Below are 26108 nucleotides of genomic sequence, written 5' to 3'. Positions count from 1 at the left end.
CGTCAGTCGGCGTGGTCGCCGCTCTGCCAGGCCGGGGCCTTCGCGTTGACGGCGTCGCCGATCGTGTGCACGCGCAGGTCGTTGGTCGAGCCCGCGATGCCGGGAGGGGACCCGGAGATGACGACGACCTTGTCGCCGACCTCGGCCAGCCCCTCGCGCAGCAGCACCTCGTCGACCTGGTGGTACATGGCGTCGGTGTGGTCGACGCGGTCGACCAGGAACGACTCGATGCCCCAGGTGAGCGACATGCGGCGCTGGATCGACTCGGACGGGGTGAACGCCTTCATCGGGATGCGGAAGCGCAGGCGCGACATGCGGCGGGCCGAGTCGCCCGACTCGGTGAAGACGCAGACGTACTTCGCCTCGACGAAGTCGGCGACCTCGGCGGCGGCGAGGGTGATCGCGCCGCCCTGGGTGCGCGGCTTCGTGCCGAGCGGCGGGATGCGCTCGAGGCCGTGCTCCTCGGTGGAGGCCACGATGCGGGCCATGGTCGAGACGGTGATGACGGGGAACTCCCCCACGCTCGTCTCGCCGGAGAGCATGACCGCGTCGGCGCCGTCGAGCACCGCGTTGGCGACGTCGGAGGTCTCGGCGCGCGTCGGGATGGGGCTCGAGATCATCGACTCGAGCATCTGCGTCGCGACGATGACGGGCTTCGCCATGCGGCGCGAGAGCTCGACGGCGCGCTTCTGCACGATCGGCACGGCCTCGAGCGGCAGCTCGACGCCGAGGTCGCCGCGGGCGACCATGATGCCGTCGAAGGCGTCGATGATCTCCTCGAGGGCGTCGACCGCCTGCGGCTTCTCGATCTTGGCGATGACGGGGATGGTGCGCCCCTCCTCGGCCATGATCTCGTGCACGCGCACGACGTCGGAGGCGTTGCGCACGAAGGAGAGCGCGATGTAGTCGGCGCCGAGCTTGAGGCCCCAGCGCAGGTCGTCCTCGTCCTTCTCCGAGAGCGCGGGCACGTTGACCGCGACGCCGGGGAGGTTGATGCCCTTGTTGTTCGAGACGGGGCCGGCGACGACGACCTCGGTGCGCACGCGCACGCCGTCGGTGTCGAGCACCTTGACCTTGACCTTGCCGTCGTCGATGAGCAGGAAGTCGCCGGGCTTGACGTCGTCGGGCAGGCCCTTGAACGTCGTGCCGACGAGCTCCTTCGTGCCGAGCACGTCCTCCGTGGTGATCGTGAAGACGTCGCCCTCGGCGAGCTCGTGGGGGCCGTCGGCGAACTTGCCGAGGCGGATCTTGGGGCCCTGCAGGTCGACGAGCACGGCCACGGGGTGCGCGGCGTCGGCGGCGGCCTGGCGGACGTTGCGGTAGACCTCCTCGTGCACGTCGTACGTGCCGTGGCTGAGGTTCATGCGGGCGACGTCGACGCCCGCCTCGATGATGGCGCGGATGTTCTCGTAGCTCGCGGTGGCGGGCCCGAGGGTGGCGACGATCTTTGCTCGTCTCATGACTTCCTTACAGGGGTGGTGGTGGTGTGGTGGTCATGGTGCAACCGCCCGGCGCGCCGAGCGGGCGCGACGGGACGGGGGTGTGCGGACCGGTCGTGGTGAGGATCAGAACGGGGCGGCGGCGAGCGGCCGGTCGTGCGCCGTCACCGGTGCGGGCAGCAGGGTCTCGCCCTGCAGGAACGTGTCGACCTGCGCCGCGACGGCCCGGCCCTCGGCGATCGCCCAGACGATGAGCGAGGCGCCGCGACCCGCGTCGCCGGCGACGAAGACCCCCGACTCGCTGGTCGTGTAGTCCGCACCGCGCGCCACGCTACCGCGTTCGTCGAGCGGCAGGGAGAGCTGCTCGTCGAGCGTCGAGCGCTCGACGCCGGTGAAGCCCAGCGCGAGCAGCACGAGATCGGCGGGGATCTCGCGCTCGGTGCCCGCCTTGGGGATGCGCCGGCCGTCGACGTACTCGGTCTCGGCGACGCGCAGCGCGCGCACCTCGCCGACCTCGTTCGTGAGGAACTCGACCGTCGAGGCGAGGAACATGCGCTCGCCGCCCTCCTCGTGCGCGCTCTGCACCTCGAAGAGGGTGGGCTGCACCGGCCAGGGCTGGTGCTCGGGCCGCTCGGCGGGCGGCTGCACGCCGATCGCGAGGTTGGTGACGCTGAGCGCGCCCTGCCGGTGCGCGGTGCCGATGCAGTCGGCGCCCGTGTCGCCGCCGCCGAGCACGACGACGTGCTTGCCCTCGGCGGTGATCTGGTCGGCCACCGTGTCGCCGGCCTGCACGTGGTTCGACTGCGTCAGGTACTCCATGGCGTAGTGGATGCCGAGCGCGTCGCGGCCCGGGATGGGCAGGTCGCGGGGCACGGGCGCGCCCGTGGCGATGACGACGGCGTCGTAGCGCCGGCGCAGCTCGTCCCAGGTGATGTCGCGGCCGATCTCGACCCCGGCGCGGAACCGGGTGCCCTCGGCCTGCATCTGCGTGAGCCGGGCATCCAGGTGGCGCTTCTCCATCTTGAAATCGGGGATGCCGTACCGCAGCAGCCCGCCGATGCGGTCGTCCCGCTCGAAGACGGCGACCGTGTGCCCCACGCGGGTGAGCTGCTGCGCGGCGGCGAGCCCGGCCGGGCCGGATCCGACGACCGCGACCGTCTTGCCGGTCAGCCGCTCGGGCGGGGCGGGCTCGACCCACCCGTTCTGCCAGGCCTGCTCGATGATCGAGGCCTCGACCTGCTTGATGGTCACGGGCGGCTGGTTGATGCCGAGCACGCAGGAGGACTCGCACGGCGCGGGGCACAGCTTGCCCGTGAACTCGGGGAAGTTGTTCGTCGCGTGGAGGCGCTCGATGGCCTGCCGGCCCTCGCCGCGCCAGGTGAGGTCGTTCCACTCGGGGATGAGGTTGCCGAGCGGGCAGCCGTGGTGGCAGAAGGCGACGCCGCAGTCCATGCAGCGGCCGGCCTGGCGCTTGAGCACGGCCTGGTCGCCCTGCTCGTACACCTCCTTCCAGTCCATCAGACGGATGGGGACCGGTCGGCGGGGCGGGAGCTCGCGCTCGGGGACGTTGATGAAGCCGCGGGGGTCAGCCACCGGTCACCTCCAGGATGCGGCCCCACACGACGTCTCCGTCGGGGTCGAGGCCTTCGTCGAGTGCGGTCTGCCGCGTGGCGAGCACGGCGGCGAAGTCGCGAGGGAGCACCTTCACGATGCGGTCGAGGGCGGCGGAGCCCTCGGCGAGGAGGCGCTCGGCCACGGCCGAGCCCGTCTCGTCGTGGTGGCGGCGCAGCAGATCGGCGACGACGACGCGGTCCTCGGCGTCGAGCGGGCCGAGCTCGAGCTCGCCCGTGGCCAGGGCCTGGGTGTTGACGCGCTCGCGCTCGAGGTCGAGCACGTAGGCGGTGCCGCCCGACATCCCCGCGCCGAGGTTGCGCCCCGTGCCGCCGATAATGAGGGCCGTGCCGCCGGTCATGTACTCGAGCGCGTGGTCGCCCACGCCCTCGACGACCGCCGTCGCGCCGGAGTTGCGCACGAGGAACCGCTCGCCCACGATGCCGCGGATGAACATCTCGCCGCTCGTGGCGCCGTAGCCGATGACGTTGCCCGCGATGACGTTCTCCTCCGCGGCGAAGGCGGCCTCGCGCGCGGGGCGCACGATGACGCGCCCGCCCGAGAGGCCCTTGCCGACGTAGTCGTTGCTGTCGCCGTAGAGGCGGAGCGTGATGCCCCGGGGCATGAACGCGCCGAGGCTCTGGCCGGCCGAGCCGGTGAGCGTGACGTCGATCGTGTCGGGGGCGAGGCCGTGCTCGCCCTGCGCCATCGTCACGTGGTGGCCGAGCATGGTGCCGACCGCCCGCTCGGTGTTGCGGATGGGCAGGTCGATGCGCACGGGGGCGCCGTGCTCGATCGCGTCGGCGCTGAGCCGGATGAGCTCGTTGTCGAAGTGCTCCTCGAGCTCGTGATCCTGCTCCTCGCGCTTCGTGCGGGCCGCGCCCTCGTCGAACACGGGCCCGGAGAGGATGGGTGAGAGGTCGAGGCCGTCGGCCTTCCAGTGCCGGATGGCGCGGTCGACGTCGAGCAGGTCGCTGCGGCCGATCGCCTCCTCCATCGAGCGGAAGCCGAGGGCGGCGAGGTACTCGCGCACCTCCTGGGCGAGGAACTCCATGAAGGTGATGACGAACTCGGGCGTGCCGGTGAAGCGCTTGCGCAGCTCGGGGTTCTGCGTCGCGACGCCCACGGGGCAGGTGTCGAGGTGGCAGACGCGCATGAGGATGCAGCCGGAGACGACCATGGGGGCGGTCGCGAAGCCGTACTCCTCGGCGCCGAGCAGCGCCGCGATGATGACGTCGCGCCCGGTCTTCATCTGCCCGTCGGCCTGCACCGTCACGCGGCCGCGCAGCTTGTTGAGCATGAGCGTCTGCTGCGCCTCGGCGAGGCCGAGCTCCCACGGGGTGCCGGCGTGCTTGAGCGAGTTGAGCGGGCTCGCGCCCGTGCCGCCGTCGTGGCCCGAGATGAGGATGACGTCGCTCTTGGCCTTCGCGACGCCGGCCGCGACCGCGCCGATGCCCGACTGGCTCACGAGCTTGACGTGCACGCGGGCGCCGGGGTTCGAGCGCTTGAGGTCGAAGATGAGCTGCTTGAGGTCTTCGATCGAGTAGATGTCGTGGTGCGGCGGCGGCGAGATGAGGCCGACGCCGGGCGTGCCGTGGCGCAGCTGCGCGATCCACGGGTACACCTTGTTCGCCGGCAGCTGGCCGCCCTCGCCGGGCTTGGCGCCCTGCGCCATCTTGATCTGGATGTCGTCGGCGTGGCTGAGGTACAGGCTCGTCACGCCGAAGCGGCCGCTCGCGACCTGCTTGATGGCGCTGCGGCGCTCGGGGTCGAGCAGGCGCTCGGGGCTCTCGCCGCCCTCCCCCGTGTTGCTGCGCCCGCCGATGCGGTTCATGGCGATCGCCAGCGTCTCGTGCATCTCGGGGCTGATGGCGCCCATGCTCATCGCACCGGTCGTGAACCGGCGCACGATCGAGGCGACCGACTCGACCTCGTCGATCGGCACGGGCGCGCGGTCGTCGGTGCGCAGGCGGAACAGGCCGCGCAGCGTCATGAGCTTCTCGGCCTGCGAGTCGACGGTGTGCGTGTACTCGCGGTAGATGTCGTAGCGCTTCGACCGGGTCGCGTGCTGCAGGCGGAACACCGTCTCGGGGTTGAAGAGGTGGGGCGGCCCCTCGCGGCGCCACTGGTACTCGCCGCCCGTCTGCAGGCGCTCGTGCGGGTTCACGGGGGCGCTCGGCGGGTACGCGAGCGCGTGCCGCTGCGCGTTCTCGGTGGCGATCATGTCGATGCCGACGCCGCCGAGCACGCTCGAGGTGCCGGTGAAGTACTTGTCGACGAACTCCTGGCTGAGGCCCACGGCCTCGAAGGCCTGGGCGCCCGCGTAGGAGCCCACCGTCGAGATGCCCATCTTCGACATGATCTTCAGCACGCCCTTGCCGAGCGCCGTGATGATGTTGCGCACGGCCTTCTCGGGGGTCATGCCCGTGATCATGCCGCTGCGCACGAGGTTCTCGACCGACTCCATCGCGAGGTACGGGTTGATCGCCGAGGCGCCGTAGCCGATGAGGAGCGCGACGTGGTGCACCTCGCGCACGTCGCCCGCCTCGACGATGATGCCGACCTGCATGCGCTTCTCGGTGCGGATGAGGTGGTGGTGCACGGCCGCGAGCATGAGCAGCGAGGGCACCGGGGCGAGATCGGCCGTCGAGTCGCGGTCGCTCAGCACGATGAACTGCGCGCCGTCGGCGATGGCCTCGTCGACCTCGTCGCACATGGCCTGGATGCGCTTCTCGAGGGCCTTGGGGCCCTTGTCGACGCGGTACAGGCCCTTGATCGTCGTGGTGAGCGAGGAGCCGGGGCGGGGGTCGATGTGCTGGATCTTCGCGAGCTCATCGTTGTCGATGACGGGGAAGTCGAGCACCACCTGGCGGGCGTGCTTGGGGCCGGCCTGCAGCAGGTTGCGCTCGGGGCCGAGCCCCAGGCGCATCGAGGTGACGACCTCCTCGCGGATGGAGTCGAGCGGCGGGTTCGTGACCTGCGCGAACTGCTGCGTGAAGTAGTCGAACAGCAGGCGCGCGCGGTCGGAGAGCACGGCGATCGGCGTGTCGGAGCCCATCGCTCCGAGCGGCTCCGCCCCTTTCTGCGCCATGGGGGTGAGCAGCACGCGCACCTCCTCCTCGGTGTACCCGAAGGTGCGCTGGCGGCGCACGATCGAGGCCGGGGTGTGCACGATGTGCTCGCGCTCGGGCAGGTCGTGCAGGTTGATGCGGTTGCCGTCGAGCCACTCGCCCCACGGCTCGGCCTGGGCGAGCTGCGACTTGATCTCGTCGTCCTCGATGATGCGGCCCTCGACCGTGTCGACGAGGAACATCTTGCCGGGGCGCAGACGCCCCTTGCGCACGACGCGGGCCGGGTCGATGTCGAGCACGCCGATCTCGCTCGCGAGCACCACGAGGCCGTCGTCGGTGACGAGGAAGCGGCCGGGGCGCAGGCCGTTGCGGTCGAGCGTCGCGCCGACGAGCGAGCCGTCGGTGAAGGAGAGGGCGGCGGGGCCGTCCCACGGCTCCATGAGCATGCCGTGGTACTCGTAGAAGTCGCGCAGCGCCGGGTCGATCTCGGTCTGGTTCTCCCACGCCTCGGGCACCATCATCATGATGGCGTGCGGCAGGGACCGGCCGCCGAGCGTGAGCAGCTCCACGACCTCGTCGAAGGACGCCGAGTCGCTCGCGCCGGGGGTGACGATCGGGAAGACGTCGCGCAGGTCGCCGAAGAGCTCGGAGCTCAGCTGCGACTGGCGGGCGCGCATCCAGTTGCGGTTGCCCTGCACGGTGTTGATCTCGCCGTTGTGGGCGATGCCGCGGAAGGGCTGCGCGAGCGGCCACGACGGGAACGTGTTCGTCGAGTAGCGGGAGTGCACGAGCGCCAGGCGCGAGACGAAGCGCTCGTCGCTGAGGTCGGGGTAGAACGGCTCGAGCTGCAGGGTCGTGACCATGCCCTTGTAGACGATGGTGCGGCTCGACAGCGAGGGGAAGTACGAGCCCAGCTCGCGCTCGGCGCGCTTGCGCAGGCGGAAGGTCTGGCGGTCGAGCTCGATGCCGTCGAGAGCCTCGCCCGCCGCATCGGCGCGGGTGGAGGCGACGAAGAGCTGCTCGAAGGCCGGCATGGCGGCGTGGGCCAGGGTGCCGACGTGCGCGGGGTCGATGGGGACCTCGCGCCAGCCGAGGACGGCGAGGGCCTCCTCGGCGGCGATCGCCTCGATCGCGGCCTTCTCGGTCTCGCGCTCGGCCCGATCGGTGGGCAGGAACGCGGTTCCGACGGCGTAGCGGCCGGCCTCGGGGAGGGCGAAGGGCACGACGGCGCGGAACAGCGAGTCGGGCACCTGGGTCAGGATGCCCGCGCCGTCGCCCGTGCCGGCGTCCGAGCCGACCGCACCGCGATGCTCGAGGTTGCGCAGGGCGTCGAGCGCCGCCTGGATGATGTCGTGGCCGGCCGAGCCGCGGAGCGTTGCGACCATCGCGAGGCCGCACGCATCGCGCTCGAGCTCGGGGTCGTACATGCCCTGGGCGGCCGGGATCGCGGAGAACCGCTGGTAGGGCTGCTGGATACGTTCCATGGGAGAACCGTCCTCACGTGACGCTGGGGAGGGTGGGACGTCGTCGGCCCGATGGAGGGTGCGCGCGAGGTGGCGCGGGCCGCGGCAGGAGCCGCGGGGGATGCCGTGGTGGGAACGGCGCGGGTTCAGCGGATGCTGATCGTCACGGCCGCGCGGCGGTGTCGCGTGTCGCAGTGCCGCTTGTGGCGGCAGCTGATGCGGTGGGATGCGCTCCGGTGGTGGCGGAGGGTGCGGTACCGGTGGAGGCCGACGCCGCGGGTGCAGCGACGAGGTCGGCGTCATTGCCGTCATCGTCCGTCTCGGTGTAGACGTCATCGGAGTCTACCCCAGCGCTCTCCTCCCACCGGTGACCGTCGGTGTACGGGCTCGGCTCGGTGCCCGGGTGCCGGCGGCGCTGGATGATGATGATGAGCAGCCCGAGGACGACCGCCGCCCACGCGGCCCAGACGTTCACCCGGATGCCGAGGAAGAGCTCGCTCGGGTCGAGGCGGATCGACTCGAAGACGCTGCGGCCGACGCCGTACCAGATGAGGTAGCCGCCGAGGAGCTTGCCCCACTGCACCTTCAGCCGGGCATCCAGCGCCAGGAGGAGCAGGACGCCGGCGACATTCCAGACGATCTCGTAGAGGAAGGTCGGGTGGAACAGCGTGCCCTCGGGCAGGCCGACCGGGATGGCGCTGTTGCCCGGGTCGATCTCGAGGCCCCACGGCAGGTCGGTCGGCAGCCCGAAGAGCTCCTGGTTGAACCAGTTGCCGAGCCGGCCGAAGGCCTGGGCGAGCAGCAGGCCGGGCGCGAGGGCGTCGGCGAAGGTCCAGAACCGGATGCCCGTGACCCGGCAGCCGAGGGCCACGCCGAGGGCGCCGCCGATCAGGGCGCCGAAGATCGCCATGCCGCCCTCCCAGATGTAGAGCGGGGCGAAGGGGTCGGCGCCGGGGAAGAAGTAGTCGTCGGGGTGCGTGAGCACGTGGTAGATGCGGCCGCCGATGATGCCGAGCGGCACCGCGAACAGGGCGATGTCGAGCGTGATCCAGGGCTCGGCGCCGCGACGGGTGAGGCGGTGGTTCGTCAGTACGACCGCGGCGAGGATGCCGACGAGGATGCAGATCGCGTAGGCGTAGATGTTCACGTCGAAGGCGAACCAGGTCAGCCCGATGTCGCGCAGCCACTGGCCGAGGTTGAAGACCTGCCACTCCGGAGCGGGGCTCGGAATGCTCGTGGGGAGGATCACGGTGAGGGGGGACCTTTCTCGTAGGGGCGCGGGCCAGCCTACCGGCGGGCGCGGGGGTCGACGGTCAGCGCGTGCCGGCGGCGAGCTCGGCCGCCGTGCGGCCGACCGCGGCGACGCCGCCCTCGGCAAGGGCCGAGACGAGCGCCGAGCCGACGATCGCGCCGTCGGCGTACCCGAGCACGTCGCGGACCTGCTCGGCCGTCGAGATGCCGATGCCGACGCAGGCGCTCGTCGCGCCCGCCTCGCGGAGGCGGCCGATGACGTCGCGCGCCGCGCGGTCCATGTCGGTGCGCGCGCCGGTGATGCCCATCGTGGACACCGCGTAGACGAAGCCGCGGCTGGAGTCGACGGCCTGCTTCATGCGCGCCTCGCTCGAGGAGGGCGCGGCGAGGAAGACGCGGTCGAGCTCGTGCTGCTCGCTCGCCTCCATCCACTCTCGGGCCTCGTCGGGCACGAGGTCGGGCGTGATGAGGCCCGCTCCCCCGGCGTTCTCGAGATCGGTCGCGAAGCGCTCAACCCCGTACTGGATGACCGGGTTCCAGTAGGTCATCACGAGCAGCGGGGCGTCGACGCGCGAGCGGATGCGCTCGACCGCCTCGAAGCCGTGGCTGAGCTTGAAGCCGCCCTGCAGCGCGGTCTGCGTGGCGCGCTGGATGACGAGGCCGTCCATCACCGGATCGCTGTACGGCAGCCCGAGCTCGATGATGTCGACGCCGTTCTCGACGAGCGCGACGGCCGCGTCGACGCTCGTGTCGAGGTCGGGGAAGCCCACCGGCAGGTAGCCGATGAGCGCGCCGGAGCCCGCGTCGACGCGCGTGCGGATCGTCTGCTCGACGGTCGAGGCGGTCATCGCGCGCCCTCCTCGTCGCCGACCGTCGCGCCGGCGTGCGGCTCGACGCTGCCCTTCGCGTCGGCGCCGCGCTGCGCCTCGAGGACGGCCGCGTCGGCCGCCTCCTGGGCGTCGAGCAGGCCGAAGTAGCGGGCCGCCGTCTCCATGTCCTTGTCGCCGCGGCCGCTGAGGTTGACGAGCACGATGCCCTCCGGCCCCAGCTCGCGGGCGAGCTGCAGGGCGCCGTGCAGGGCGTGCGCCGTCTCGATGGCGGGGATGATGCCCTCGGAGCGGCTCAGCAGGCGCAGAGCATCCATCGCCTCGCGGTCGGTGACGCCGCGGTACTCGGCGCGCCCGATCTCGTCGAGCCAGGCGTGCTCGGGGCCGACGCCCGGGTAGTCGAGGCCCGCGCTGATGGAGTGCGACTCCATCGTCTGGCCGTCCTCGTCCTGCAGCATGAGGCTGCGCGCGCCGTGGAGCACGCCGGGGCGGCCCTTCGAGATCGTCGCGGCGTGGAAGAGGGTGTCGACGCCATCGCCCGCGGCCTCGAGGCCGACCAGGCGCACCGACTCGTCGTCGAGGAAGGGGTGGAAGATGCCCATCGCGTTGCTGCCGCCGCCGACGCAGGCGGCGATGACGTCGGGCAGGCGGCCGGTGAGGGCGAGCATCTGCTCGCGCGCCTCGGTGCCGATGACGGAGTGGAAGTCGCGCACCATCGCCGGGAACGGGTGCGGGCCGGCGACGGTGCCGAGCAGGTAGTGCGTGCTCTCGACGTTGGCGACCCAGTCGCGCAGGGCCTCGTTGATGGCGTCCTTGAGCGTGCGCGAGCCCGTGGTGACGGGCACGACCTCGGCGCCGAGCAGCTTCATGCGGGCGACGTTGAGGGCCTGGCGCTCGGTGTCGACCTCGCCCATGTAGACGACGCAGTCGAGGCCGAAGAGGGCCGCGGCCGTCGCGCTCGCGACGCCGTGCTGACCGGCGCCGGTCTCGGCGATGATGCGCGTCTTGCCGAGGCGCTTGGCGAGCAGCGCCTGCCCGAGCACGTTGTTGATCTTGTGGCTGCCCGTGTGGTTGAGGTCTTCGCGCTTGAGGAAGATGCGGGCACCGCCCGCCGTCGCGGCGAACCGCGGGGCCTCGGTGATGATCGAGGGGCGGCCCGTGTAGCTGCGGTGCAGCTCGGCCAGCTCCTCGGCGAAAGCGGGATCGGCCTTCGCGGACTCGTACGCGGCGTCGAGCTCGTCGAGCGCGGCGATGAGGGACTCGGGCACGAAGCGCCCGCCGAAGGAGCCGAAGTACGGCCCGGAGTGGGTGCGGAGACTCATGAGACGGCCAGGAATTCTGTGAGGGCGGCGACAGGATCGCCGCCGGTGACGAGGGCCTCGCCGACGAGCACGACGTCGGCGCCGCCGCGGCGGTAGTGCGCGACGTCGTCGACGCCGAGCACCGCCGATTCGGCGATGCGGACGGTGCCGTCGGGGATGAGGGGGGCGAGCCGGGCGAACAGGTCGCGGTCGAGCTCGAAGGTGGACAGGTCGCGGGCGTTGACCCCGATGACCTGCGCCCCGAGGTCGACGGCCCGACGGACCTCCTCCTCGGAGTGGGTCTCGACGAGCGGCGTCATGCCGAGGTCGAGCACGAGGGCGTGCAGCTCGGCGAGCTGCGCGTCGTCGAGCGCGGCCGCGATGAGCAGCACGAGATCGGCGCCCGCGGCGCGCGCCTCGAGCACCTGGTACGGCTCGGCGATGAAGTCCTTGCGCAGCAGGGGCGTCGGCACGGCGGCGCGCACGGCCTCGAGGTCGGCGAGGCTGCCGCCGAAGCGGCGCTGCTCGGTGAGCACGCTGATCGCGCTCGCTCCCCCCTCGGCGTACTGCCGGGCGAGAGCCGCGGGGTCGGCGATCGCGGCGAGGCTGCCGCGCGAGGGGCTCGCGCGCTTCACCTCGGCGATCACCTTGATGCGGTCGGCGCGCTGGAGGGCGGCCCGGGCGTCCAGCGCCGGCGGACGAGCGAGCGCATCGGCCTCGACCGCGGAGAGCGGTCGGGTCGCGCGCCGCTCGGCGGCGTCGGCGAGGGATCCGGCGACGAGGTCGCCGAGCATCTAGGAGTGCGCCTTGGCGGTGGAGCGGTCGCCGCCCGCACCGTACCCGGCCTTGGCCATGACGCCCCCGGCGACCCAGCCGGCGAGCGCGAGCGCGGCGCTCGCCCAGACGAGCCAGACGATCTCGAACCAGAAGGCGAACGTGCCGATCGTGAACGCGACGAGGATGATCGTCACGGCCGTCCAGGCGGCGATCGAGTGTCCGTGGCCGAGCTCAGACTGGGCGTTCATGGTTCTCCTGCGGTAGGGGGCGGGTGCGGTCACGAGTCTACCCCGGGCCCATCGGCGCCCGACTGGGTGCTGGGCCGGGGAACGCCGGGCATCCGCCCCTGATCGGTCGGGTCGCGGCCGTCGCTCAGGGCGTCCCAGTCGTCGAAGCGGTCGCGCGCGGCGGGAGGCGCGTCGGCGGCGCCCGCCTGCTTCAGGCGCACGGCGTCGTAGCGGCGGGTGCGCTCGGGCCAGCGCCCCGAGAGGGCGGCGACGAGGATGCCCGTCAGCACGCCGAGCGCGCCCACGACGAGCGCGATGCCGGGCCACGGGGTGAGCGCGGCGCTCGCGACGAGCGCGGCGACCGAGTCGGCGCCCTCGACCCCGGTGAGCTCGGTGACCGCGGGGCCGGCCGCCGCGACCGGCTGCGCGAGCACGAGCGCCGCCGAGGTGGCGATCGCCGCCCCGAGCAGGCTCAGCAGCAGCCCGAGGACGATGCGGAAGACGCGGCCGGCGAGGGCGAGGGCGGCGACGAGGGCGAGCATCGCGAGGGCGAGCGCCGGCAGCGCCGGGGCGGCCACGTCGCCCGCGACCGTGACGAGCGGGCCCTCGACGAGGGTCGCGTCGACCCAGGGCTGGGTCCACGTCAGCAGGGCGAGCGCGCCGAGCAGGCCGGGGGCCAGCAGCGAGACGAGCCGCACACGCGCGGGGGTCACGACCCGGCTCCCCCGGCCTCGGGGGCCGCGCGGCGCAGCGCGTTGGCGATCGCGACGGCTCGCAGGGGGGCCGCGGCCTTGCTGATGGTCTCCTGGTACTCCGACTCGGGCACGGAGTCGGCGACGAGCCCCGCACCGGCCTGCACCCGGGCGGTGCCGTTCTGCAGGAAGGCGGTGCGGATCGCGATCGCGAGATCGGCATCCCCCGAGAACGAGAAGTAGCCCACCACTCCCCCGTAGACGCCGCGGCGGGCGGGCTCGAGCTCGTCGATGATCTCGAGCGCGCGCGGCTTCGGCGCCCCGCTCAGGGTGCCCGCGGGGAAGGTCGCGCGGAACACGTCGACGTGGCTCGCCTCGGGGCGCTGGTCGCCCTCGACGCTCGAGACGAGGTGCATGATGTGGCTGAAGCGCTCGACCTGCATGAACTCGGTGACCTCGACGCTGCCGGCGCGGCACACCTTCGAGAGGTCGTTGCGGGCGAGGTCGACGAGCATGAGGTGCTCGGCCTGCTCCTTCTCGTCGGCGAGGAGGCCGTCGGCGAGCTGCTGATCGGCCTCGGGCGTGTCGCCGCGCGGGCGCGATCCGGCGATCGGGTGCATGTGCACGCGGCCGTCGGTGACCTTGACGAGCGCCTCGGGCGAGGAGCCGACGATGGCGTAGGGCTCGCCGTCGGCGCTCTCGTGCGTGAGCACGTACATGTACGGCGAGGGGTTGAGCGCGCGCAGCACGCGGTAGACCTCGAGCGGGGTCGCCTCGAGCGCGTGGTCGAAGCGCTGGGCGACGACGACCTGGAAGACGTCGCCGTCGCGGATGAACTCTTTCGAGCGGGCGACGGCGGCGAGGTACTCGTCGTGGGTCGAGCGGTAGCGCGGCTCGGGCGCGGTCGTGAGGTCGATGCGGCGGGGCTCGGGGGCCGCGGGCGTCGCGAGCGCGGCCTCGAGGGCGTCGAGGCGGCGCTGGGCGTCGTCCCAGAGGGCGTCGGCGTCGCGGTCGGCGCCGTCCGCCGTCCCGTCGTCCGCCAGCACCGAGACGACGAGGTCGACGGTGCCCTGGCGGTGGTCCATGACGACGAGCTCGCTCACGAAGGCGAAGGCGAGCTCGGGGCACGGGAAGTCGCTCGGAGGGGCATCCGGCAGGTTCTCGATGCGGCGCACCGCGTCCCACCCCATGAAGCCGACGAGACCGCCGGTGAGCGGCGGGTGGGCGGGATCGCGGGGCGACTCCCACCGGGCCGAGAGCGCGTCGAGCGCGGCGAGCGGATCGGCGGGCACGGCGCCGCCGAACGCGCGATCGGCATCGAGGCCGGACGCCCGCCAGACCGCCGAGCCGTCGTGCTCGGTGAGCACGCCGAAGGAGCGCACCCCCATGAAGGAGTAGCGCGACCAGATGCCGCCCTGCTCGGCGGATTCGAGCAGGAAGCCGCCCGGGCGGCCCTCGGCGAGCGAGCGGTAGAGGCCGACGGGCGTGAGCGCGTCGGCGAAGACGGTGCGGATGACCGGCACGACGCGCGCGTCGGCCGCACGGGCGTCGAACTCGGCGCGGGTGGTGCCCGTCATGGCGTGCCCTCCGGGTCGTCGGTGCCGGCCCCCGGGGTCGGGAGCGGCAGGAACGGGTCGACGTCGAAGCAGCGGCGCTCACCCGTGTGGCAGGCGGGGCCGTGCTGCTCGACCTGCAGCAGCAGGGCGTCGGCGTCGCAGTCGAGCTCGGCGCCGCGCAGGTGCTGGGTGTGGCCGCTCGTGTCGCCCTTGCGCCAGTACTCCTGGCGCGAGCGGCTCCAGTACGTGACGCGGCCCTCGACGAGGGTGCGGCGCAGCGCCTCGGCGTTCATGTAGCCGACCATGAGCACCTCGCGGGAATCCCACTGCTGCACGACCGCGGGCAGGAGCCCGGCGGCGTCGAAGCGCGCTCGGGCGACGACGGCAGCGGCATCCTGCTCGGTCATCGTGGCGTCGGAGGGGGTCGGGTTCATCGCACGCTGACCCCCTCGGCGCGCAGGGCGCCCTTGACCTCGCCGATGGTGAGCTCGGCGTTGTGGAACACGCTCGCGGCGAGCACGGCGTCGGCGCCCGCGGTGATCGCGGGGGTGAAGTGCTCGAGGGCGCCCGCGCCGCCCGAGGCGATCACGGGCACCGTCGCGACGCCGACGATGGCGCGGATGAGCTCGGTGTCGAAGCCGGCCTTCGTGCCATCGGCGTCGATCGAGTTGACGAGCAGCTCGCCCGCGCCGCGCTGCATCGCCTCGGTCGCCCAGGCGAGCGCGTCGATGTCGGTGGTGCGGCGCCCGCCGTGCGTCGTGACGACGAAGCCGCTCGGCGCGCTCGCGCTGCGGGTGACGTCGAGGGAGAGCACGCAGACCTGCGCGCCGAAGCGGTCGGCGATCTCGTCGATGAGGGCGGGGCGCAGGATGGCGGCCGAGTTGACGCCGATCTTGTCGGCGCCGTGCGCGAGCAGGCGCGCGACGTCCTCCGTCGTGCGCACGCCCCCGCCGACGGTGAGCGGGATGAAGACCTGCTCGGCCGTCGCCCGCACGACGTCGTACATGGTGTCGCGGTCGTCGACGGTCGCCTTCACGTCGAGGAAGGTGATCTCATCGGCGCCCTGCTCGTAGTACTTGCGGGCGAGCTCGATCGGATCGCCCGCATCCCGCAGGCCCATGAAGTTGACGCCCTTGACGACGCGACCGGCGGCCACGTCGAGGCAGGGGATCACCCGGACGGCGACGCTCATCAGATGCGCGCGGCGTGGATGGGGCTGACGAGGATGGCGCGGGCGCCGATGTCGTAGAGGGCGTCCATGACGTGGTTCGTGTCGTCCTTGGGCACCATGGCGCGCACGGCGACCCAGTCGGGATCGGCGAGCGGGCTCACCGTCGGCGACTCGAGGCCGGGGGTGACGGCCTGCGCCTGCGCGAGCAGCGCGCGCGGCAGGTCGTAGTCCATGAGCACGTACTGCCGGGCGACGAGCACGCCCTGGAGGCGGCGCTGCAGCGTGGCGATGCCCTCGACCTCGGGGCGCGCGGAGATGAGCACGGCCGTCGACTCGAGGATGACGGGGCCGATGATCTCGAGCCCCTGCGCGCGCAGCGTCGAGCCGGTCGAGACGACGTCGGCGACGGCATCGGCGACGCCGAGGCGGATGGCGGACTCGACGGCGCCGTCGAGCTTGACGAGGCGCGCGGTGACGCCGTGGCGGGCGAGGAACTCGCCGACGAGGGTCGGGTAGCTCGTGGCCACGCGCAGGCCCTCGAGGTCGCCGAGCTCGTGCACGGTGCCGGGCGCGGCGGCGAAGCGGAAGGTCGAGTCGCCGAAGTCGAGCGTCTGGATCTCCTGCGCCTCGCTCGAGGAGTCGAGCAGCAGGTCGCGGCCGGTGATGCCGACGTCGAGCGCGCCCGAGCCGACGTAGGTGGCGATGTCGCGCGGGCGAAGGTAGAAGAACTCCACCCCGTTGCGCGGGTCGGCCACCGTGAGGGCGCGGGGGTCGCGGCGACCGGCGTAGCCGGCCTCGACGAGCATCTCGACGGCGGTCTCGGAGAGGGAGCCCTTGTTGGGCACCGCGATTCTCAGCATGGGGGTCTCTTCATCACGCGCGCGGCGAGGCGCGAGGGGCGGGCGGTTCGGGATGCTCATCGCGGGCTCGACGCGCTAGAGGTTGCGGTACACGTCGTCGAGGGTGAGGCCCTTCGCGAGCATGAGCACCTGCAGGTGGTACAGCAGCTGCGAGATCTCCTCCGCGGTGGCCTCGTCGGTCTCGTGCTCGGCCGCCATCCACACCTCGGCGGCCTCCTCGACGATCTTCTTGCCGATCGAATGGATGCCCGCATCGAGCCGCTCGACGGTGCCGGATCCGGCGGGACGGGTGCGGGCGGTCTCGCTCAGCTCGGCGAACAGCGCATCGAAGGTCTTCACAACCGTCCAGGGTACCGGGCGGCGCCTGCCGCCCGGCCCCGAGGAGGTTCGCTCAGCTGACGCCGAGCAGATCGATCACGAAGACGAGGGTCTTGCCGGAGAGGCGGTGGCCGCCGCCGGCGGGGCCGTATGCGAGGGCGGGCGGGCAGACGAGCTGCCGGCGGCCGCCGACCTTCATGCCCGGGATGCCCTGCTGCCAGCCCGCGATGAGGCTGCCGAGGGGGAAGTTGATGCTCGAGCCGCGGTTCCACGAGGCGTCGAACTCCTCGCCGGTCTCGAACTCGACGCCGAGGTAGTGCACGTCGACGGTGGCGCCGGGCGTGGCCTCGGCTCCGTCGCCGACGACGAGGTCGGTGATGACGAGCTCCTGGGGCGCGGGGCCCTCGAAGAAGTCGATCTCTGGCTTGCTCAGATTGGTCATGGCTCCATCCAAGCAGACCGGCCCGGGAGGAGGCGACGCGGCCGGGGCGCGATGGACGAGCGCTCGGTGAGGGTCAGTGCGCGTGCGCGGCGGCGGCGGCGCGCAGACCCGCGATCGCCGCCTCGACGTCGTCGGCGCCGTAGACGCTCGAGCCGGCGACGAAGGTGTCGGCCCCGGCCTCGGCCGCGATGCCGATCGTGTCGGCGGTGATGCCGCCGTCGACCTGGAGGCGGATGGCGCGGTCGTCGGAGCGCAGGGCGGCGCGGAGCGCGCGGAGCTTCGGCATGGTCTCGGCCATGAACGACTGACCGCCGAAGCCGGGCTCGACCGTCATGACGAGCACCTGGTCGAACTCGGGCAGCAGCTCGAGGTAGGGCTCGATCGGCGTGCCGGGCTTCACGGCGAGGCCCGCGAGCGCCCCCCGCTCGCGCAGCGCGCGGGCCGTGGCGACGACGTCGTCGGCCGCCTCGGCGTGGAAGGTCACGCACTCGACGCCGAGCTCGGCGTAGCCGGGCCCCCAGCGGTCGACGTCGGCGATCATGAGGTGCACGTCGAGCGGGATGCCCGACACGGCCTGCAGGCGCTCGACCATCTGCGGCCCGAACGTCAGGTTCGGCACGAAGTGGTTGTCCATGACGTCGACGTGCACGGCGTCGGCGGAGCCGATGCGGGCGACCTCCTGCTCGAGGTTGACGAAGTCGGCCGACAGGATGCTCGGGTGGATGCGCTGGCTCACGCGCCCAGGGTATCGGCGGGCGCGGCAGCGGTCGCGGCGCCGGGGTGATCGGCCGCGTCGCCCGCCGCCCGCACCGTCAGGAGCTGGATGAACATGGCGTCGGTGCCGTGGCGGTGCGGCCAGAGCTGCACGGCGCCGCCGAGGTCTCCGAGGTCGAGGGGTTCGCGCACGACGCCGGCGAGCACGGCGGCGGTGTCGATGCGGGCGACGTCGGAACGGGCATCCACCACCGCGTCGACGACCGCGGTCGTCTCGTCGGGATGGGGCGAGCAGGTGACGTAGGCGAGCACTCCCCCGGGGGCGAGGGCGTCGAGGGCGGCGTCGAGCAGCTGCGTCTGCAGCGCGGCGAGCTCGGGCACGTCGCCCGAGCGCTTGCGCCAGCGCGCCTCGGGGCGGCGGCGGAGGGCGCCGAGGCCCGTGCAGGGCGCGTCGAGCAGGACGCGGTCGAAGCCGGCCGGGTCGGTGCGGCCGATCTCGCGGCCGTCGGCGACGCGCACCTCGACCGCGGGGTCGACGGCGGTCAGGGCGCGGCGCACGAGACCGGCTCGCGCGGGCACGACCTCGTTGGCGGTGAGGTGCGCGCCGTGCTGCCGTGCCTCGGCGGCGAGCAGGGCGGCCTTGCCGCCGGGGCCCGCGCAGAGGTCGAGCCAGCGCTCCCCCGCGGCGACGGGGCGGGCGCGGCTGAGGGCGAGGGCGGCGAGCTGCGAGCCCTCGTCCTGCACGCGCACGCGCCCGGCGGCGACGGCGGGGTCGTCGCCCGGGTCGCCGGAGGCCGCGCGCCGCCCGAACGGCGAGTACGGCGTCGCGTCGACCTCGGCGCCGATGTCACCGGGCCGCGCGAGGCCGGGCAGGGCGACGAGGGTCACCCGCGCGGGCACGTTGTCGGCCTCGAGCAGGGCCTCGAGCTCGTCGCCGCGGCCCTCGCGCTCGAGGGCGGCGCGCAGCGCGTCGACCACCCAGAGCGGATGGGCGGTGGTGATGGCGAGCCGCTCGTCGGGGTCGTCGACGCCGCGCAGCAGCAGCGCCGTCCACTCCTCGAGCGTGCGCTCGCTGATGCGCCGCATGACGGCGTTGACGAAGCCCGTGGCGCGCTGCAGCCCGAGCGGGCGCGTGAGCCCGACCGTCTCGTCGACGGCGGCGTGCACCGGGGTGCTCATCGCGAGCAGCTGGTGCGCGCCGAGGCAGAGCAGGTCGAGCGCGCCGGGGTCGATCGCGTCGAGCTCGCGGCCCGAGGCCTCGCGGATGACGGCGTCGTAGAAGCCGCGGCGGCGCAGGGTGCCGTAGGCGAGCTCCGTGGCGAAGGCGGCGTCGGCGCCGTGAAGGGATGCCCGGCGCAGGCGCTGCGGCAGCACGAGGTTCGCGTAGGCGTCCTCCGCCGAGACGGCGTGCACGACGTCGTACGCGATGCGCCGGGGCGTCGCCTGCTCGCGCACGGCGGGGCGGCGCGGGTCGCGCGCGGCGCGGGCGTCGTTCCTCTCGCCGTCGCGGTGCGCGCTGCGCCGGTCGTCGCGCCGGTCGCCGCCGGCGCGGCCGGGACGGCGGGGTGCGGGGCTCATGCGAGCACCGGCAGCGCGGCGGCGTCGAGGCCGCGCGCCCAGTCGGCGGCGGGCATGGCGGGCTTGCCGGCGGGCTGCACCCGCAGCAGCTCCAGGGCCTGCGACGCCGTGCCGACGAGGGCGCGGCCGCCGTCGATCGCGAGCCGGCCGGGCGGGAGCGGCGCGGCCTCGCGGGCGGGGGCCGCCTCGTGGACCTTGAGCACGGCATCCGTGCCCGCGATCATCGTGAAGGCGCCCGGCTCGGGCGTGACGCCGCGCACGCGGGCGTGCACCGATTCGACGGGGGCGTCCCAGCGGATGCGGGCGTCGTCGCGGACGAGCTTCGGGGCGAGCGTCACCTCGCCCTCCTGGGGTCGGGCGACGGCGGTGCCCGCGGCGAGCTCGTCGACGACCCGCGCGGTGAGCGCCGCACCCGAGGCGCTGAGGCTCTTGAGCAGGGCGCCGGCGGTGCGGTGCGCGCCGATGGGCTCCTCGAGCCGGGCGTACCAGTCGCCCTCGTCGAGGCCCTCGGTGAGCTGGAACACCGTCGCCCCGGTGCGCTCCTCCCCCGCCATGATCGCGCGCTGCACGGGCGCGGCGCCCCGCCAGGCGGGCAGCAGCGAGAAGTGCAGGTTGATCCAGCCGAGGCGGGGCCACTGCAGCAGCGGCGCGCGGACGAGCCCGCCGTAGGCGACGATGACGCCGAGGTCGACCTGAAGGGCGAGCAGCTCCTCCTGCACGTCGGCGAGGCGCGCGGCCTCGACGACGGGGATGCCGTGGCGCTCGGCGGCCTGCGCCACCGGGGTCGGGGTGATGACGCGCTTGCGGCCGAGCGGCGAGGCCGGGCGCGTGATGACGCGCACGATCTCGTGCGGGCCCGCGGCGAGGGCGTCGAGGGTCGGGACGGCGGCGGCGGGGCTGCCGGCGACGACGAGGCGCAGAGCGGTCATCCCCCCATTCTCCCCTGGCCGGGGGCGCCGCCCGCGCGCGCCGAAGCCGACGGCGGGCCGCCCGCGGGATCGTCGAAGGGCTCGTGGTCGTCGAAGCGCACGCGCAGCCCGGGGGCGCGGCGGCGCGGCGGGCGGCCGTCGACGCGGCGGGGCTTCGCGGTGGCCGAGCGGATGAGCGCGACCTTGAGCGTCTCGGCGACCTCGGCGCCGCGGGCGTAGTCGAAACGGACGATCGCGCGGACGCGCTCCTCGTCGAGCTCGACCGGGCCGAGCACGTCGACGCTCTCGAGCGCGGCGACCTCCGCGGAGGCCCGCGCGACCTGCTCGGGCTCGCCCACCATCGCGGCGACGCGCACCGCGGGCGGGAACCGCAGCAGCCGCCGGTCGGCGAGCTCCTCGGCCGCGATGCGCTCGGGCTGCCCCATCGCGAGGGCCGAGGCGACGGAGCCCCCGACGCCGACCAGGATCACCGGGGCGTCGCGCGCGGCGAGGGCCGCCGCGGTGCACCACCAGCGCACGCAGTCCTCGACGACGCGCAGGCTCTCGCGCGCGAGCATCCGCTCGCCGTCGAGCAGCAGCACGGCGCGGTAGCCACCCTCGGCGACCGGCTCGGCCCCGCGCGTCGCGACGACGAGGGTGCGGCCGGCGGGGACGTGCTGCACGCCGGCCTCGCCGTCGGCGACGATGATGCGCGCGCCCGGGAAGGCCCGGCCGAGCTCGTCGGCCGTGCGCCCGGAGCCGCTGCCGACCGTGCGCCAGCGCTCGCCCTCGCAGCGCGAGCAGCGCCACTCGACCGCGAGGGCCCCGCACCACTGGCAGGCGGGCGTCGCGCCCGCGCGCTTCTGCGCGATCGGGCCCTGGCAGGCCGTGCAGCGGGCGGTCTCGCCGCAGTCGGCGCAGGCGATCCGCGGGGCGTAGCCGGGCCGGGCGACCTGCACGAGCACGGGCCCCTCCTCGAGCGCGGCCGCGACGGCGCGCCAGGCGGCCGAGGGGATGCGGGCCCGCGCCGCGGGCCCGTCGGCGCTCGTGAGCTGCGCCGTGGGGGTGATGCGCCGCCGACGCGCGGGGCTCGGAGCGAGCTCGTCGACGTACCCCACCTCGACCAGGCGCTGCACGTCGGTCGTGCGCGCGTGCGAGGCGAGCACGAGCGCCGCGCCGGAGTCCTCCTGCCGCAGCAGCGCGAGGTCGCGGGTGTGCACGCCCGGGGCGTGCTGCTCGACGTGCAGGCCGTCGCCGTCGTCCCACAGGGCGATGAGGCCGAGCGCGTGCGCGGGAGCGGCGACGGCGGTGCGCATGCCGAGCACGATGACGGGGCGGGGCTCGAGCGCCCGCAGGAACCCGCGGTAGCGGTCGGGGTTCGACTGGCCGGCGTCGACGCGGGCGACTCCGTCGGCCGGGACGAGCGCCGCGAGGGCTGCGGCGACGTTCTCGAGGTCGCGGTAGTCGGGCACGCTGACGATGGCCGAGCGGCCGCGGGCGAGCGTGGCGGCGGCGAGCTCGGCGAGCGTGCGGGCCGCGGCGGGCATCCAGCGCTGCCCGGAGGGGGCCTCGGGGTCGGGCACCGGGGCGGGCTCGGGGATGGCGGCGAGGGCCATGCGGCGGCGCTGCCCGGGGGCGGCGGGGTCGAGGAGCGCCTCGATCGCGGCCGGGTCGTAGCCGACGACCGCGGGGGCGTCGACGACGGGCGCCGCGGGGGTCGCGCCCTCGGCCTCGCGGCGGGCGAGCCAGGCCTTCTCCACCCGCACCTGCCGGGTCGGGATGACGAGACGCGCGAGGTCGCTCGCGGTGCCCGCGGCGCGATCGGCCGCGCGGCGGATGAGCCGGTAGACGTCGGGGCTCAGCACGGGCGCCGCCGAGACCACGTCGACGAGCTCGCTCAGCACGCCCTCGAAGGACTGCTCCTCGACCACCTCGACGAGGTAGCCGCTCGCCTGCCGGCCGGCGGCGCGCAGCGGCACGGTGACGCGCACCCCGGGGATCGCGGCCGCGCGGAGGCGCGCGGGGATGCGGTAGTCGAACAGGCGGTCGAGCTGCGGCAGCGGTGAGTCGAGCAGCACGCGCGCGACGGCCGAGCCCGGCTCGACGCCCGCGTCGGTCATGGTGCGCGCCGGAGCGGCGCGCTCTGGAATGCTCAGAGGCCGGCCGCCGCGCGCAGGTCGTCGGCGCGGTCGGTGCGCTCCCACGTGAACTCGGGCAGCTCGCGCCCGAAGTGGCCGTAGGTCGAGGTGCGCGCGTAGATGGGGCGCAACAGGTCGAGGTCGCGCACGATCGCGCCGGGGCGCAGGTCGAAGACCTCCTGGATGGCGGACTGGATGCGCGCCTCCGGCACGTGGTGCGTGCCGAAGGTCTCGACGTAGAGCCCGACGGGCGAGGCCTTGCCGATGGCGTAGGCGACCTGCACCTCGAGCCGGTCGGCGAGGCCGGCGGCGACGGCGTTCTTCGCGACCCAGCGCATGGCGTAGGCGGCGGAGCGGTCGACCTTCGACGGGTCCTTGCCCGAGAAGGCGCCGCCGCCGTGCCGCGAGGCGCCGCCGTAGGTGTCGACGATGATCTTGCGGCCGGTGAGGCCGGCGTCGCCCTGCGGCCCGCCGATGACGAAGCGGCCGGTGGGGTTGATGAGGATGCGCGGGCGCTGGTCGGCGAAGCCGTGCGCTTCGAGCACGGGGCGGATCACCTGCTGCTCGACCTCGGCGCGCAGCTGCTCGGTCGTGACCGAGTCGAGGTGCTGGGTCGAGAGCACGATCGTCTCGATCGTCTTCGGCACCTGGCCCTCGTAGCCCACGGTCACCTGCGTCTTGCCGTCGGGCGCGAGGTAGTCGAGCACGCCGGTCTTGCGCACCTCGGCGAGCCGCTCGGCCAGGCGGTGCGCGAGCCAGATCGGCAGCGGCATGAGCTGCGTCGTCTCGCGCGTGGCGTAGCCGAACATGATGCCCTGGTCGCCCGCGCCCTGCACGTCGCCCGCGTCGGCGCTGGCCTGCTCGCGCGACTCGTAGGCCGCGTCGACGCCCTGCGCGATGTCGGGCGACTGCCCGCCGATCGAGATCGAGACGCCGCAGGAGCGGCCGTCGAACCAGACGTCGGAGGAGGTGTAGCCGATGTCGGTGACGCGCCGGCGCACGATGCCGGGGATGTCGACGTAGCCGATCGTCGAGACCTCGCCCGCGACGTGCACGAGCCCGGTCGTGACGAGGGTCTCGACGGCGACGCGCGCGTGCGGGTCGACCGCGAGGAGCGCATCGAGGATCGAGTCGGAGACCTGGTCGCAGATCTTGTCGGGGTGGCCCTCGGTGACCGATTCGGAGGTGAAGAGGCGCAGATCGGTCATGGCGGAGCATTCCCATCGGTGTCGAACGTGGCGGTGGTGAACGGTGCTGCGTCGAGCGTGGTGCGGTTCTCGGGCGGGGCAGCGGTTGTCGAGCGTGGCAGCGGGGCCGGATCAGCCGATCGCGTCGAGGATACGGTCCGCCACCGACAGCTTGTCCCCCGAGGCTGCGGAGACCACGCTACCGTCGGCGCGCACCATCATGACGCTGTTGGTCGTCGCCCCGAAGCCCTCGCTCCAGCCGACCCGGTTCACGACGATGAGGTCGGCGCCCTTGCGCTGCGCCTTGCCCGCCGCGAGCGCGACGAGCGCGCGCTCGTCCTGCTCGGTCTCGGCGGCGAAACCCACGATGCGCTGGTCGGCCGTGCGGGCCGCGGCGAGGGCGGCGAGCACGTCGGGCGTGCGCTCCAGCTCGAGGGTCAGGCCCCGGTCGTCGTCGCTCTTCTTGAGCTTGCCCGCCGCGACCTCGCGCGGGCGGAAGTCGGCGACGGCCGCGGCCATGATGACCGTGTCGTGGGCGGGAGCGAGGCGCGTCATGGCCTCCAGGAGGTCGGCCGTGGTCTCGACGTGCTCGACGACGGCCCCGGCGGGGGCATCCACCTCGAGATGGGCGGCGACGAGGGTGACCTCGGCGCCGCGGGCGAGCGCGGCGCGCGCGAGGGCCGTGCCCTGGCGGCCGCTCGAGCGGTTGCCGAGGAACCGGACGGGATCGAGGGGCTCGCGCGTGCCGCCGGCCGAGACGAGGATGCGCCGGCCGACGAGGTCGCGGGGGCCGACGAGCGCGAGCGCCTCGGCGACGATGTCGTCGGGCTCGGCCATGCGGCCGGGGCCCACGTCGGTGCCGGTGAGCGCGCCGGAGGCGGGGCCGACGATGTGCACGCCGCGGCCGCGGAGCGTGTCGATGTTCGCCCGCGTGGCGGCGTTGCCCCACATCTCGGTGTGCATCGCGGGGGCGACGACGAGCGGCGCCTCGGAGGCGAGCACGGTCGTGCCGAGCAGATCGCCCGCGAGGCCCGCCGCGAGGGAGGCGATCGCGTGCGCCGTCGCGGGCGCGATCACGATGAGGTCGGCGCGCTGCCCGAGGGCGACGTGGCGCACCTCGGCGACCCCCTCGTAGAGGTCGGTGTGCACCGGGTTGCGGCTGATCGCCTCGAGCGTCGGGCGCCCGACGAAGCGCAGCGCGCCCTCGGTGGCGATGACGTGGACGTCGTGCCCGGCGAGCACGAAGCCGCGGGCGACGCCGACGGCCTTGTAGGCCGCGATACCGCCCGTGATGCCGACGACGACCGTCAGTCGGCCGGGCCGGGCCTCGGACGACCCCGTCATGGTGCCGGTGCTACTCGGGGAGCTTGGTGAGGATCAGCTTGCCCTCGCTGATCTCGTGCATTGCGACCGAGAGCGGCTTGTCGTCGACGGTCGAGTCGACGAGCGGGCCGACGTTGTCGAAGAGCGAGCCCTCGTGCAGGTCGGCGTAGTAATCGTTGATCTGGCGCGCGCGCTTCGAGGCGAAGATGACGAGCTGGTACTTGGAGTCGACCTTCGTCAGCAGCTGGTCGATGGGGGGATCGATGATGCCCTGGGTCTTGCTGGCGGCCATGTCTGCTCCGTAATTCGTCGTCTGCTCGTGATGCTGCCGGTGTCGCTGCGATCGCGTCGGCGTGCTCAGCCGCGCGGATCGGCGCGGGGCACTGCCAGCAAGTCTACGACCTCGCGGGCCGCGCGCTCGACATCGTCGTTGACGACGAGCACGTCGAACTCGTCCTGGGCGGCCAGTTCGACCTGCGCGGTCTCGAGCCGGCGAGCCTGCTCCTCCGCGGATTCGGTGCCGCGTCCGACCAGTCGGCGCACGAGCTCGTCCCACGTCGGCGGCAGGAGGAACACCAGCACGGCCTCAGGGCTCGCGCGCCGCACCTGGCGCGCCCCGTCGAGGTCGATCTCGAGCAGCACGCTGCGGCCCTCCGCGAGGGCGGCGGCGACGGGCGGCCGCGGCGTGCCGTAGCGGCTGCGGTTGTGCACCACGGCCCACTCGAGGAACTCGTCGTCGGCGACCATCGCGTCGAAGCGCTCGTCGTCGAGGAAGAAGTAGTGCACGCCGTCGATCTCGCCCGGGCGCGGCGTGCGCGTCGTGGCCGAGACGCTCAGCAGCACCTCGGGGAAGTTCTCGCGGATGTACGACGAGACCGTGCCCTTGCCGACCGCGGTCGGGCCGGCGAGCACGACCAGCCGCCCGTGCCCCGCGACGGCCTCCCGGGCGCGCAGCCAGGCGCGCAGGGACTGCCGCTGCCGGTGCCCGAGCCCGCCGAGGCGCTTGACCTCGGCGATGCCGAGCGACTCGAGCGCCGCGAGCGTGCGGGTGGGGCCGAGGCCCTTGAGCGTTCCGATGAGGTCGCGCACGCGCATCCCGGCCTCGACGCCCTCGGCGTCGCGCCAGGCGGCCTCGGCGACCGAGAGGGCGCTGCGCTCCCCCGCCCGCACGGCCTGCTTGACGGCCGCCCGGGCGCGGCGGGCCTCGACGGCGGCGCGCGAGGCGGCCGCGCGGTCGACGTCGGGCATCGCGGG

At 73.8% G+C, this 26108-nt stretch carries 23 protein-coding genes; all 23 read right to left on the bottom strand.

Going from position 1 to position 26108, the window contains the following annotated elements:
• Window positions 1–2: 2 nt before the first annotated feature.
• The 23 genes from pyk to gmk all read right to left on the bottom strand — a co-directional run bounded on the left by pyk (window position 3) and on the right by gmk (window position 26102).
• Window positions 3–1460, bottom strand: coding sequence for a pyruvate kinase (gene pyk / locus HGB54_RS06775; protein ID WP_168915760.1), 1458 nt, complete (start codon window positions 1458–1460; stop codon window positions 3–5).
• Window positions 1461–1565: 105 nt separating this feature from the next.
• Complete coding sequence (locus HGB54_RS06770; protein ID WP_168915759.1) at window positions 1566–3032, bottom strand: glutamate synthase subunit beta; 1467 nt, start codon at window positions 3030–3032, stop codon at window positions 1566–1568.
• Complete coding sequence (gene gltB, locus HGB54_RS06765) at window positions 3025–7605, bottom strand: glutamate synthase large subunit (RefSeq protein ID WP_228545716.1); 4581 nt, start codon at window positions 7603–7605, stop codon at window positions 3025–3027. Before gltB ends, HGB54_RS06770 begins: the two co-directional genes overlap by 8 nt.
• Before the next feature lie 142 nt (window positions 7606–7747).
• Window positions 7748–8833: a prolipoprotein diacylglyceryl transferase gene (gene lgt / locus HGB54_RS06760; protein WP_168915758.1), complete on the bottom strand. Its 1086-nt coding sequence runs from the start codon at window positions 8831–8833 to the stop codon at window positions 7748–7750.
• Between the two features lie 64 nt (window positions 8834–8897).
• Entirely contained in the window at window positions 8898–9683 is a 786-nt protein-coding gene (trpA, locus tag HGB54_RS06755) for a tryptophan synthase subunit alpha (RefSeq protein WP_168915757.1), read from the bottom strand.
• Window positions 9680–10984, bottom strand: coding sequence for a tryptophan synthase subunit beta (trpB, locus tag HGB54_RS06750; RefSeq protein WP_168915756.1), 1305 nt, complete (start codon window positions 10982–10984; stop codon window positions 9680–9682). The genes trpA and trpB overlap by 4 nt, the downstream gene beginning before the upstream one ends.
• A complete protein-coding gene (gene trpC / locus HGB54_RS06745; RefSeq protein ID WP_168915755.1) occupies window positions 10981–11757 on the bottom strand; it encodes an indole-3-glycerol phosphate synthase TrpC in 777 nt (258 codons plus the stop codon). The genes trpB and trpC overlap by 4 nt, the downstream gene beginning before the upstream one ends.
• Window positions 11758–11988 (bottom strand): DUF6704 family protein, encoded by a 231-nt coding sequence (locus tag HGB54_RS06740; RefSeq protein ID WP_168915754.1) that lies wholly within the window; start codon window positions 11986–11988, stop codon window positions 11758–11760.
• A gap of 29 nt (window positions 11989–12017) precedes the next feature.
• Window positions 12018–12680: a Trp biosynthesis-associated membrane protein gene (locus HGB54_RS06735; RefSeq protein ID WP_168915753.1), complete on the bottom strand. Its 663-nt coding sequence runs from the start codon at window positions 12678–12680 to the stop codon at window positions 12018–12020.
• The gene (locus tag HGB54_RS06730) at window positions 12677–14236 is read right to left on the bottom strand and encodes an anthranilate synthase component I (protein WP_168915752.1); all 1560 of its coding nucleotides are present in this window, start codon (window positions 14234–14236) and stop codon (window positions 12677–12679) included. Before HGB54_RS06730 ends, HGB54_RS06735 begins: the two co-directional genes overlap by 4 nt.
• Complete coding sequence (hisI, locus tag HGB54_RS06725) at window positions 14233–14649, bottom strand: phosphoribosyl-AMP cyclohydrolase (RefSeq protein ID WP_407663462.1); 417 nt, start codon at window positions 14647–14649, stop codon at window positions 14233–14235. The genes HGB54_RS06730 and hisI overlap by 4 nt, the downstream gene beginning before the upstream one ends.
• The gene (hisF, locus tag HGB54_RS06720) at window positions 14646–15407 is read right to left on the bottom strand and encodes an imidazole glycerol phosphate synthase subunit HisF (protein WP_168915751.1); all 762 of its coding nucleotides are present in this window, start codon (window positions 15405–15407) and stop codon (window positions 14646–14648) included. Before hisF ends, hisI begins: the two co-directional genes overlap by 4 nt.
• The gene (gene hisG, locus HGB54_RS06715; protein WP_168915750.1) at window positions 15407–16246 is read right to left on the bottom strand and encodes an ATP phosphoribosyltransferase; all 840 of its coding nucleotides are present in this window, start codon (window positions 16244–16246) and stop codon (window positions 15407–15409) included. Before hisG ends, hisF begins: the two co-directional genes overlap by 1 nt.
• Before the next feature lie 75 nt (window positions 16247–16321).
• Complete coding sequence (locus HGB54_RS06710) at window positions 16322–16585, bottom strand: phosphoribosyl-ATP diphosphatase (RefSeq protein ID WP_168915749.1); 264 nt, start codon at window positions 16583–16585, stop codon at window positions 16322–16324.
• Between the two features lie 52 nt (window positions 16586–16637).
• Window positions 16638–17006: an FKBP-type peptidyl-prolyl cis-trans isomerase gene (locus tag HGB54_RS06705; RefSeq protein WP_168915748.1), complete on the bottom strand. Its 369-nt coding sequence runs from the start codon at window positions 17004–17006 to the stop codon at window positions 16638–16640.
• A gap of 73 nt (window positions 17007–17079) precedes the next feature.
• Window positions 17080–17742 (bottom strand): ribulose-phosphate 3-epimerase, encoded by a 663-nt coding sequence (gene rpe, locus HGB54_RS06700; RefSeq protein WP_168915747.1) that lies wholly within the window; start codon window positions 17740–17742, stop codon window positions 17080–17082.
• The gene (locus HGB54_RS06695) at window positions 17739–19298 is read right to left on the bottom strand and encodes an RsmB/NOP family class I SAM-dependent RNA methyltransferase (RefSeq protein WP_168915746.1); all 1560 of its coding nucleotides are present in this window, start codon (window positions 19296–19298) and stop codon (window positions 17739–17741) included. Before HGB54_RS06695 ends, rpe begins: the two co-directional genes overlap by 4 nt.
• Window positions 19295–20218, bottom strand: a complete 924-nt coding sequence (locus HGB54_RS06690) for a methionyl-tRNA formyltransferase (RefSeq protein ID WP_168916868.1) — start codon at window positions 20216–20218, stop codon at window positions 19295–19297. Before HGB54_RS06690 ends, HGB54_RS06695 begins: the two co-directional genes overlap by 4 nt.
• A 5-nt stretch (window positions 20219–20223) precedes the next feature.
• Entirely contained in the window at window positions 20224–22326 is a 2103-nt protein-coding gene (locus HGB54_RS06685; RefSeq protein ID WP_168915745.1) for a primosomal protein N' family DNA-binding protein, read from the bottom strand.
• A gap of 32 nt (window positions 22327–22358) precedes the next feature.
• A complete protein-coding gene (gene metK, locus HGB54_RS06680) occupies window positions 22359–23552 on the bottom strand; it encodes a methionine adenosyltransferase (protein ID WP_168915744.1) in 1194 nt (397 codons plus the stop codon).
• 111 nt (window positions 23553–23663) lie between these two features.
• Window positions 23664–24875, bottom strand: coding sequence for a bifunctional phosphopantothenoylcysteine decarboxylase/phosphopantothenate--cysteine ligase CoaBC (gene coaBC, locus HGB54_RS06675; RefSeq protein ID WP_228545715.1), 1212 nt, complete (start codon window positions 24873–24875; stop codon window positions 23664–23666).
• Window positions 24876–24885: 10 nt separating this feature from the next.
• Entirely contained in the window at window positions 24886–25146 is a 261-nt protein-coding gene (rpoZ, locus tag HGB54_RS06670) for a DNA-directed RNA polymerase subunit omega (RefSeq protein WP_168915743.1), read from the bottom strand.
• A gap of 65 nt (window positions 25147–25211) precedes the next feature.
• Entirely contained in the window at window positions 25212–26102 is an 891-nt protein-coding gene (gmk, locus tag HGB54_RS06665) for a guanylate kinase (RefSeq protein WP_228545714.1), read from the bottom strand.
• Between the last annotated feature and the right edge of the window lie 6 nt (window positions 26103–26108).

This window comes from Microcella flavibacter (assembly GCF_012530535.1).
Taxonomy (GTDB): domain Bacteria; phylum Actinomycetota; class Actinomycetes; order Actinomycetales; family Microbacteriaceae; genus Microcella; species Microcella flavibacter.
Note: the sequence above shows the minus strand (reverse complement) of the source record. Positions and strands in the feature narration are given on the sequence as shown.

Bases quoted from the DNA above. Each gene is read 5' to 3' on its own strand.
- pyk (WP_168915760.1), bottom strand. From the start codon at position 1,460: ATGAGACGAGCAAAGATCGTCGCCACCCTCGGGCCCGCCACCGCGAGC.
- gltB (WP_228545716.1), bottom strand. From the start codon at position 7,605: ATGGAACGTATCCAGCAGCCCTACCAGCGGTTCTCCGCGATCCCGGCC.
- trpA (WP_168915757.1), bottom strand. From the start codon at position 9,683: ATGACCGCCTCGACCGTCGAGCAGACGATCCGCACGCGCGTCGACGCG.
- trpB (WP_168915756.1), bottom strand. From the start codon at position 10,984: ATGAGTCTCCGCACCCACTCCGGGCCGTACTTCGGCTCCTTCGGCGGG.
- trpC (WP_168915755.1), bottom strand. From the start codon at position 11,757: ATGCTCGGCGACCTCGTCGCCGGATCCCTCGCCGACGCCGCCGAGCGG.
- HGB54_RS06740 (WP_168915754.1), bottom strand. From the start codon at position 11,988: ATGAACGCCCAGTCTGAGCTCGGCCACGGACACTCGATCGCCGCCTGG.
- HGB54_RS06730 (WP_168915752.1), bottom strand. From the start codon at position 14,236: ATGACGGGCACCACCCGCGCCGAGTTCGACGCCCGTGCGGCCGACGCG.
- hisI (WP_407663462.1), bottom strand. From the start codon at position 14,649: ATGAACCCGACCCCCTCCGACGCCACGATGACCGAGCAGGATGCCGCT.
- hisF (WP_168915751.1), bottom strand. From the start codon at position 15,407: ATGAGCGTCGCCGTCCGGGTGATCCCCTGCCTCGACGTGGCCGCCGGT.
- hisG (WP_168915750.1), bottom strand. From the start codon at position 16,246: ATGCTGAGAATCGCGGTGCCCAACAAGGGCTCCCTCTCCGAGACCGCC.
- HGB54_RS06705 (WP_168915748.1), bottom strand. From the start codon at position 17,006: ATGACCAATCTGAGCAAGCCAGAGATCGACTTCTTCGAGGGCCCCGCG.
- HGB54_RS06695 (WP_168915746.1), bottom strand. From the start codon at position 19,298: ATGAGCCCCGCACCCCGCCGTCCCGGCCGCGCCGGCGGCGACCGGCGC.
- HGB54_RS06685 (WP_168915745.1), bottom strand. From the start codon at position 22,326: ATGACCGACGCGGGCGTCGAGCCGGGCTCGGCCGTCGCGCGCGTGCTG.
- metK (WP_168915744.1), bottom strand. From the start codon at position 23,552: ATGACCGATCTGCGCCTCTTCACCTCCGAATCGGTCACCGAGGGCCAC.
- coaBC (WP_228545715.1), bottom strand. From the start codon at position 24,875: ATGACGGGGTCGTCCGAGGCCCGGCCCGGCCGACTGACGGTCGTCGTC.
- rpoZ (WP_168915743.1), bottom strand. From the start codon at position 25,146: ATGGCCGCCAGCAAGACCCAGGGCATCATCGATCCCCCCATCGACCAG.
- gmk (WP_228545714.1), bottom strand. From the start codon at position 26,102: ATGCCCGACGTCGACCGCGCGGCCGCCTCGCGCGCCGCCGTCGAGGCC.